This window comes from Streptomyces sp. MK37H (assembly GCF_018035285.1).
In the GTDB taxonomy this organism is placed as follows: Bacteria; Actinomycetota; Actinomycetes; order Streptomycetales; family Streptomycetaceae; genus Streptomyces; species Streptomyces endocoffeicus.
In genome coordinates this window covers 1-9,270 of sequence record NZ_JAAAYH010000359.1, presented here as the reverse complement: position 1 = coordinate 9,270, position 9,270 = coordinate 1, and the positions used below count along the sequence as shown (strand labels likewise).

Sequence of the window (9,270 nt, the reverse complement as noted above, 5' to 3'; positions counted from 1 at the left end):
GACGCCCGCCACAGCGGGGCCCCGCCGGTGCCTCCGCCTGTGTGCCCGAGGCAGGGGCCTGGTGGGCCAGGGGCCCGAGGGGCCCAAGGTGAGGGGGAGAATCCGGTTGTGTGGGGCCCGAGGCGTCGTTCGGGGGCGGATAGCGGTACGTTCGCGGCTAGCAAGGGCGGCACGCTTGGGAACGGCGAGCGCGGTGGGACGATCCGCACCGCGGGGGACTCGGCGGTGTGGCGCCGCGGCGCAGGACGGACCCCGACCAGGAACTTCCGGAGGCGAGACGTGAGCAGCACGGCGATGGTGCGAGGCGCGACCGAGGACGCGGACCCGTTCGGGACCGCGCGGCTGCGGCGCGGCGTGCTGGACGCCTGGGCCGCGTCGCCCGCCCGGTTCCGGGAGGACGCCAACGCCGAGGAGGACCTGGCGCTGGGCGGCCACCGCGACCGGCTGGTCGTCGAGATGGCCCAGAACGCGGCGGACGCCGCCGCCCGCGCCGGGGTGCCCGGGCGGCTGCGGCTGACCCTGCGGCCTGCCACCGACGGCGAGCCCGCCGTGCTGGCCGTCGCCAACACCGGGGCGCCGCTGGACGCGGCGGGCGTCGAGTCGCTGTCCACCCTGCGGGCGTCGGCCAAGCGGGACGAGCCGGAGAGCGCGGTCGGGCGGTTCGGCGTCGGCTTCGCGGCGGTGCTCGCGGTGAGCGACGAGCCCGCGGTCGTGGGCCGCACCGGCGGGGTGCGCTGGTCGCTGGCCGAGGCGCGGGAGCTGACCCAGCGCGCCACCGCCGCCGGCCCCGGCCTCGCCCAGGAGCTGCGCCGCCGCGAGGGCCACGTACCGCTGCTGCGACTGCCGCTGCCCGCCGAGGGGAGCGCCCCGGAGGGCTATGACACCGTCGTGGTGCTGCCGCTGCGTGACGGCGCCGCTTGGGACGTGGCCGAGCGGCTGCTGGCCGGGATCGACGACGCGCTGCTGCTGACCCTCCCCGGCCTGGCCGAGGTCGTGGTCGAGACCGTCGAGGGCACCCGGACGCTGCGCCGCCGCCAGGACGGCCCGTACACCGTCGTCGAGGACAGCGGCGCCCGCGGTACGACGCGCTGGCGCACCGAGAGCGTCGGGGGGCGGCTGGAGCCGGAGCTGCTCGCCGACCGCCCGGTGGAGGAGCGGCTGCGCCCGGTGTGGTCGGTGACCTGGGCAGTTCCGGTGGACGCGGAGGGCGCGCCGACGCGGCCCGCGACCGCCCCGGTGGTCCACGCCCCGACGCCGACCGATGAGCCGCTGGGCATGCCCGCGCTGCTGATCGCGTCCTTCCCGCTGGAGCCCACCCGCCGCCACACCGCCCCCGGGCCGCTCACGGAGTTCCTGCTGGACCGCGCGGCCGAGGCGTACGCGACGCTGCTGCGCGACTGGCATCCGGTCTCGGTCGGTTCGATCGACCTGGTCCCGGGTCAGCTGGGCCGGGGCGAGCTGGACGGGGAGCTGCGCCAGCGGGTGCTGGAACGGCTGCCGAGGGTGCCCTTCCTGCCCAGTGCCGCCGCACCGGCGGTGGGCGTGGGCACGGAGGACGCGGCCGTCGCCGAGGCCGTGGCGGGCTGGCTCGGCTCGCCGGAGGCGCTCGGCCCGGACGCCGCCCAGGGCGGCCCCGCCGCTGAGGAGCCGGCTGCCGCCCCGCCCGCGCCCGCCCCGGCCGACTGGGACGACGACGTGCTGGCGCGCGGCGGCGCCGAGGGCGAGCCGTACGCGCTGCGGCCCCGGGACGCCGAGATCGTCGAGGGCGCGGGCGCGGAGACGGTGGAGGTGCTGGCTGAGCTGTTCCCGACGCTGCTGCCCGCCGGTCTCGAGCGCCGCTCGGAGTTGCGGGTGCTGGGCGTGGCCCGGGTGCCGCTGGGCGAGCTCATCGACCGGCTCGCGGGCGTGGAGCGCGCCCCGGCCTGGTGGCGGCGGCTGTACGACTCGCTGGGCGGTATCGACCCGGACCGGCTCAGCGGGCTGCCGGTGCCGCTGGCGGACGGCCGGACGACGATCGGGCCCCGGCAGGTGCTGCTGCCGCTGCCGGGCGAGGCCGATGGCGACCTGGACAGCCTGCACGGCCTGGACAGCATCGGAACCGCCGAGTCCGCCGTCACCGCCGAGTCCGCCGGAATCGCCGAGACCGCCGGAATCGCCGAGTCCGCCGGACCGGTCGAGTCCGCCGGAACCGTCGGGCCCGCCGCGCCCGCGCGGACCCCCGAGCGCGCCGCCGCGGTCAGCGATACGCATCGCACCCTCGCCCGCCTCGGCCTGAAAGTTGCACATCCGGACGCCGCCCATCCGCTGCTGGAGAAGCTGGGCGCGACCCCTGCCACGCCCCGCGCCGTGCTGACGACCCCGCAGGTACGGACCGCCGTCGCTCATTCGCTGGAGGCGGAGGACGAGTACGACCCGTTCGCGGAGGAGGGCGAGGGCGGCCTGGGCGCGGCGCTGGACGCCGACACGCTGGCCGACACCGTCCTCGGCCTGGTCCAGCAGGCCCGGCTGGCGCCCGGCGACGAGCCGTGGCTGGCCGCGCTCGCGCTCCCGGACGAGGACGGTGAGCTGGCCCCCGCCGGTGAGCTGGTCCTCCCCGGCAGCCCCTTCGAGCAGGTGATGCGGGAGGGCGAACTGGCCGCGTGCGACGCCGAGCTGGCCGAGCGCTGGGGTGAGCAGCCGCTCGCCGCGGTCGGGGTGCTGGCGGGCTTCACGCTGGTCAGGGCCACCGATGTGGTGCTGGATCCGGATGAACTGGAGCCCCGCGAGGGCGACTTCACCGAACCGGACGACGTCGGTGTGCTGGACGCCGTCGACGTGTGGTGCGAGGACGTGCTGGACCGGCTGCCGGAGACGTCGGTGCCGCCGGTGGCCACCGAGATCGTGGCCGTACGGGACCTGGACCTGGTCGACGACGACGCCTGGCCGCGGGCGCTCGCCATGCTCGCCCAGCCGCCGCTGCGCGACGCGCTGACCGCGCCGGTGCGGGTGCTGCTGCCGGACGGCACGACGGAGATCGTGCGCTCGTACACCGCGTGGTGGCTGCGCGGCCATCCGGTGCTGGACGGCCGCCGCCCCGCCGGGCTGCGCGCGGCCGGGGGCGATCCGCTGCTGGCCGGGCTGTACGAGGCGGTGGACGCGGCCGGGTTCGAGGACGAGCAGGTGCTGCGGGCGCTGGGCGTACGGACCTCCGTCGCCTCGCTGCTGGACGAGCCGGGCGGCGCTGCCGAGCTGCTGGCCCGCCTCGCCGACCCGGACCGCGAGGTGACACCCGCCCAGCTGCACGCCATCTACGGGCAGTTGGCCGACCTGGACCCCGAGCAGGTGACCCTGCCGGACGAGCTGCGCGCCATCGTGGACGGCGAGCCGACGGTGGTCGAGGCGGGCGAGGCGCTGGTCGCGGACGCCCCTGACCTGATGCCGCTGGCCGAGGCGGACGGCCGGGCGCTGCTGCCCGTACGGCCCACGCGGGCGGCGGAGCTGGCCGAGCTGTTCCAGGTGCGGCGGCTGAGCGAGGCGTACCCGGCGCGGGTGACCTCACAGGGCGATCCGCACGAGGTGCCCGAGGCGGTCCGCGAACTCCTCCCGGGCGCCCCGCTGTCGTACATCGAGCACGAGGAACTGCTGATCGAGGGCTCGGGCGAGGGCGAGGGCGCGGGCTCGGGTGACGGCGAGGGCTCGGGCGAGGGCTCGGGCGAGATCGAGCTGGACTGGCGGTATGTGGACGGCACCCTGCACGCCTCGACGGTCGAGGGCGTCGCGGCAGGTCTGTCCTGGGCCGCCGGCCACTGGGCGCGCCGGTTCGAAGTGGCGGCCCTGCTGGAGGATCTGACCCGTACGGAGGAGCTGGCGCGGGCCCGCTGGTTCGACTGACGGGCGCGCGCGTACGGGGTGTGCGCGCGGGCCTTGCCCTGGGGCAAGGCCCGTTCCCCGGTCAGGGCTTGCGTGCCACGCCCGCGAAGATCCACAGCTCCTTGGCCTCCGCCTCGGCCCTGGCCTGCTCGTTCTCGGGCTTCCAGCGGTGCGGCATCACCACGCCCGGATCGACCAGCTCCAGCCCGTCGAAGAACGGAAGGATCTCTTCCTGGGTGCGTCCCTGCACATGGATGCCGCTGCTGCGGTAGAGGTTGGTGACCGCGTCCGAGACCCCGGGGCGTGGGTCGAGCGCACCGTGCGAGAGCACGAGATAGCTGCCCGAGGCCAAGGGTTCGACCAGTTGGCGCACGATCTCGTACGGCTTCTGCTCGTCCGCGATGAAGTGCATGATCGCATTGAGCGACAGGGCGACCGGCTGGGACAGATCGAGGGTGTCGTTCAGATCCTCGGCGGCCAGGATCGCCTCCGGATCGCTGACGTCCGCGTGGATGTAGGCGGTGCGGCCCTCGGGCGTGGAGAGCAACAGGGCCTGCGCGTAGGCCAGCACTATCGGGTCGTTGTCCGCGTAGACGACCCGGGAGTCCGGGGCGGTCTTCTGGGCGACCTGGTGGAGGTTGGGCTCGGTGGGAATGCCGGTGCCGATGTCCAGGAACTGCCGTATGCCCGCCTCGCCCGCGAGCCAGCGGGTCGCGCGGTGCATGAATGACCGGTTGGCACGGGTCCACGGCTTGACGTCGGGCCAAACGGCCTCGACCTGTGCGGCGGCGTGGGTGTCGACCGCGTAGTGGGTCTTGCCGCCCAGGAAGTAGTCGTACATGCGGGCCGAGTGCGGCTTGCTGGTGTCGATCTCATCGGCACGAAAGCGGTTACCGGTCATATCCCTCACATTACTGGTGAGTTGGCGACCACAAGACGGTAGTTCTCGAACAAAGTGCCCGCGGTGAGGCTTCCGCAATATTGTGAACGGCCCGTGAAGATCGTACAGTTGACCCATCCGGCTCCGCCCGCGCGTCCCCGCGGCGGGGCCCTCATCTTTCTGTGCGCACCACAGACGGGTGAGCGGGTGCGTCACGAGGAGGGGAGCGCGCCCGAGCACCAGGCCAGGGCGCCGGGCCGCTGCCGGGAACGGCGGACGGTCCGGCGCCGCGCCGCCGCGGGGGTGTGTCGGCCGTTCCGCGCGGTCAGCCGTGCTGCGCGTCGTCCGTGCTGCGCGTCGTCCGTGCTGCGCGTCGTCCGTGCTGCGCGTCGTCCGTGCTGCGCGTCGTCCGTGCTGCGTGTCAGCCGTGCTGCGCGTCGGCCGTCCGCGCGTCGCCGTTCCGCGAGCCGCGGCGGATCGCCGCCTCCCGGGCCCGTACGTACCAGATGCCGAGCAGCCCGAGCCCGCCGCCGGCCAGGCAGGTCCACAGCCACCACAGATGTCCGTGCTCATGGAACCAGCCGTAGAAGGGCAGCTGGGCGAGGAAGAGGACGAACCACACGATCGTGCCGCCGGTGATCGTGGCCACGATATTGCCCTCGAGGGGCTCCGGCGCCTCGTGCTTGGGGGTCCACTTCGTCATGGCCACAGCTTAAGGGGGCCGGTCATGGGCCCGGCCGGGGCCGTGCCGGGACCGGTTTGGCGATCGGGCTTAATAGTTTCATACTGAATGCTTTCGGGTCTGGCTGGAATGTCTTGTTGGATCGTCCAAGAGACCCGCTGTTGATGTTCACGCAAGACTGAGGTCACCCATGTCCCTCTCGGCCCCCACGCCGGTCGACGCCAGCGAACAGGCTCCGATTCCCCCTATGAACGGCATCGACAAGTTTTTCAAGATCAGCGAGCGTGGTTCCTCGATCTCCCGGGAGATCCGGGGCGGACTGGCCACGTTCTTTGCGATGGCCTACATCGTCGTACTGAACCCGATCATCCTCGGGGCCGGTACGGACAAGTTCGGCCATCAGCTCAACAACGGCCAGCTGGTCACCGCCACCGCCCTGATCGCGGGCCTGACCACGCTGCTCATGGGGATCATCGGCAACGTCCCCATCGCGCTCGCCGCGGGCCTCGGCATCAACGCCGTGGTCTCGCTCCAGCTCGCGCCCAAGATGAGCTGGCCGGACGCGATGGGCATGGTGGTGCTCGCGGGTCTGGTGCTGATGATCCTCGTCGCCTCGGGGCTGCGGCAGCGGGTGATGGACGCGATCCCGTCCGGGCTGCGGCGGGCGATCGCGATCGGCATCGGGCTCTTCATCGCCCTGATCGGCCTGGTCGACTCCGGCTTCGTCAGCCGTAACCCCGACTCCGCGCACACCACCGTCCCCCTGGGCCTGGGCGTGGCCGGGCGGCTCCAGGGCTGGCCGGTGCTGGTCTTCGTGGCCGGTCTCGCGCTCACCTTCATCTTGATCGTCCGCAAGACGCGCGGCGCGATCCTGATCGGCATCGTGACCATGACCGTGGTCGCGATCGTGATCAACTCCCTGGCCCGGATCCCGGACACCCAGTGGGGGCTGACCATCCCCTCGGTGCCGGAGAAGGTGGTCGACACCCCGGACTTCGGCCTCGTCGGAGATGTCAGCCTCTTCGGCGGCTTCCATGAGGTCGGCCTGCTCACCGGCTGTCTCTTCGTCTTCACCGTGCTGCTGTCCGGCTTCTTCGACGCGATGGGCACGATCATCGGCGTCGGCGAGGAGGCCGGGCTGACCGATGAGCGCGGCCAGCTGCCGGGCATGGGCCGGATCCTGATGATGGACGGCGTCGCGGTGGCGGGCGGCGGCTTCGGCTCGGCCTCGGCCAACACCTGCTTCGTGGAGTCCACGGCGGGCGTCGGGGAAGGGGCGCGCACCGGACTCGCGAACGTGGTGACCGGCGGGCTCTTCCTGCTCGCGCTGGTCTTCACCCCGCTGGCCAAGGTGGTGCCCTCGCAGGCCGCGACCCCCGCGCTGGTGGTCGTCGGCTTCCTGATCATGGCGGCGAACGTCAAGGAGATCGACTGGAGCGATTTCACGATCGCGATCCCGGCCTTCCTGACCATGATCTCGATGCCGTTCACGTACAGCATCACCAACGGGATCGGGCTGGGCGTCCTCTCGTTCCTGCTGCTGCGCATCGCCACCCGGCGGACCCGGGAGATCCCGTGGCTGCTGGGCGCGGTGGGGCTGTGCTTCCTGGTGTACTTCCTGCTCAACCCGATCGAACAGGCACTCGGCGTCTCCTGAACCAAGTCGCTTGGATCAAGTCGCCTGAACCAAGTCGCCTGGATCAAGTCGCCTGAATCAAGTCGTCGTCCCGCGCCCTGGCGCATGAGCGTTCCGCCCTGAGCGCCCCGGACCCACCCGTGGTCCTGGGCGCTCATGCGTGCCGCCGTCCGTCACTACCCGGAGTCAACTCACTCGTTCGGGTGAAATAGAAATAAGGGCGAAACCAGGGTTTTCATTAGGCGAGGTAATGAGTTATGCTAAAGACCATGCCGGATCTGTCCCGCCCCCAGCACCAGGCGGAGGCGCCCCCCGATGACGCGGCCGCCGTAAGTGCCCTGCGGTCCGGAGTGATGCGTCTCTCGCGGCGGCTCAAGCACCAGCGGGTGGACGAATCGCTCAGCCCGACCGAGATGGCGGTTCTGGGCACGCTGGCCCAGTGCGGCTCCGCCACCCCCGGCGAGCTGGCCCGCAAGGAGCACGTCCAGCCGCCGTCGATGACCCGCATCGTGGCGCTGCTGGAGGCCAAGGGGCTGGTCAGGCTCGAGCCGCATCCGGAGGACCGGCGGCAGAAAGTCGTCTCGCCGACCGAGCGGGCAGAGGCCATGCTCGAAGAGAGCCGGCGCAAGCGCAACGCCTGGCTGGCCGAGCTGGTCGGGGAGCTGACCGAGGACGAGTGGGACGTGCTGCGCGCCGCCGCGCCCGTACTGGAGAAGCTCGCGCATATGTAAGAACGACCCTAGGCAGCCAGGAGGCGAACGCACTTGAGTACGGGACCCGGAGCAGACTCCGCACCCGCACCGAAGAACCCCGCAAACCCCGGAAACCCGGGACCCCCCGGAAACCCGGGACCCCCCGGAACCCCGGGAATCTCCGTATCCGATCCCGCGCCCGCCGTCACCGCGGGACGCGCCCGGGGCGGGACCTTCCGTTCGCTGAGGATCCGCAACTACCGTCTGTTCGCGACCGGTGCCATGATCTCCAACACCGGCACCTGGATGTCGCGGATCGCCCAGGACTGGCTGGTCCTGAGTCTCACCGGCTCCTCCACCGCGGTCGGCATCACCACCGCGCTGCAGTTCCTGCCCATGCTGCTCTTCGGCCTCTACGGCGGGGTCATCGCGGACCGATGTCCCCGGCGCCGGCTGCTGCTCTTCACCCAGACCGCGCTGGGGCTGTGCGGGCTCGCCCTCGCCACCCTCACCCTCAGCGGCCATGTGCAGGTCTGGCACGTCTATCTCATCGCGTTCCTGCTCGGCATGGTCACCGTCGTCGACAACCCGACCCGCCAGGTCTTCGTCAACGAGATGGTCGGCCCCAAGGACCTGCGGAACGCGGTCAGCCTCAACTCCGCGAACTTCCAGTCCGCCCGGCTGATCGGCCCGGCGGTCGCCGGTGTGCTGATCACCGCCGTGGGCAGCGGCTGGGCCTTCCTGATCAACGGAGTCTCCTTCGGCGCCCCGATCATCGGGCTGCTGCTGATGCGCACCAGCGAGCTGTACAAGGTCGAGCGGGCGCCGCGCGGCAAGGGGCAGCTTCGGGAGGGGCTGCGCTATGTGGCCGGGAACCCCGATCTGATCTGGCCGATCGTGCTCGTCGGCTTCATCGGCACCTTCGGCTTCAACTTCCCGATCTGGCTGAGCGCCTTCACCGACGATGTCTTCCACGCCGGGCCGGGTACGTACGGCCTGCTCAACACCCTGATCGCGATCGGCTCGGTGACGGGCGCGCTGCTCGCCGCCCGGCGGGTGGTGGCCCGGCGGCGGCTGCTGGTCGGGGCGGCGCTGATGTTCGGCGTGCTGGAGATGGTCGCGGCGGCCACTCCGTACTTCTGGCTCTTCGCGGCGCTCATGGTGCCGATCGGGATCTTCAGCCTGACGTTCAACGTGACCGCGAACTCCAGCGTCCAGCTCGCGACGGATCCCGCGATGCGGGGCCGGGTGATGAGCCTGTTCATGATGGTCTTCGTCGGCGGTACGCCGATCGGCGGCCCGCTGGTGGGCTGGCTGACCGACACCTGCGGCGCGCGCATCGGCTTCGCCGCGGGCGGCCTGATCTCGGCGGCCGCCGCGGCTGCGGTGGGGCTGATCCTGGTCCGGGCCGGCGGGCTGCGGCTGAAGCTGGATCTGCGCCGGGGCCACCCGCATGTGATCTTCGTGCCCCGCACGCCGGAGACGGAGGAGAAGTCGCTGGCCGCCACGGCCTGAACCCACCGACCGGGCT

General features: G+C 72.2%; 6 protein-coding genes. 4 read left to right on the top strand and 2 right to left on the bottom strand.

The features are described from left to right. Positions 1-294: 294 nt before the first annotated feature. Positions 295-3,870 carry a sacsin N-terminal ATP-binding-like domain-containing protein gene (locus GWI24_RS34140; protein ID WP_247617254.1) on the top strand — a complete coding sequence of 1,192 codons (3,576 nt, stop codon included), beginning with the start codon at positions 295-297 and terminating at the stop codon, positions 3,868-3,870. A 61-nt stretch (positions 3,871-3,931) separates the two neighbouring features. Here GWI24_RS34140 and GWI24_RS34135 read toward each other — a convergent pair whose 3' ends face one another. After that, positions 3,932-4,750, bottom strand: coding sequence for an SAM-dependent methyltransferase (locus tag GWI24_RS34135; protein WP_210949928.1), 819 nt, complete (start codon positions 4,748-4,750; stop codon positions 3,932-3,934). Positions 4,751-5,150: 400 nt separating this feature from the next. Beyond that, on the bottom strand, positions 5,151-5,432 hold the full coding sequence (locus GWI24_RS34130) for a DUF2530 domain-containing protein (protein WP_210949927.1): 282 nt from the start codon (positions 5,430-5,432) through the stop codon (positions 5,151-5,153). 169 nt (positions 5,433-5,601) lie between these two features. On the opposite strand from GWI24_RS34130, the gene GWI24_RS34125 reads away from it, so the two are divergent. The 3 genes from GWI24_RS34125 to GWI24_RS34115 all read left to right on the top strand — a co-directional run bounded on the left by GWI24_RS34125 (position 5,602) and on the right by GWI24_RS34115 (position 9,254). Beyond that, positions 5,602-7,068: an NCS2 family permease gene (locus GWI24_RS34125; protein ID WP_210949926.1), complete on the top strand. Its 1,467-nt coding sequence runs from the start codon at positions 5,602-5,604 to the stop codon at positions 7,066-7,068. Positions 7,069-7,316: 248 nt separating this feature from the next. Next, positions 7,317-7,778: a MarR family winged helix-turn-helix transcriptional regulator gene (locus GWI24_RS34120; RefSeq protein WP_044573694.1), complete on the top strand. Its 462-nt coding sequence runs from the start codon at positions 7,317-7,319 to the stop codon at positions 7,776-7,778. A 33-nt stretch (positions 7,779-7,811) separates the two neighbouring features. Further along, complete coding sequence (locus GWI24_RS34115) at positions 7,812-9,254, top strand: MFS transporter (protein ID WP_210949925.1); 1,443 nt, start codon at positions 7,812-7,814, stop codon at positions 9,252-9,254. Positions 9,255-9,270 lie beyond the last annotated feature (16 nt).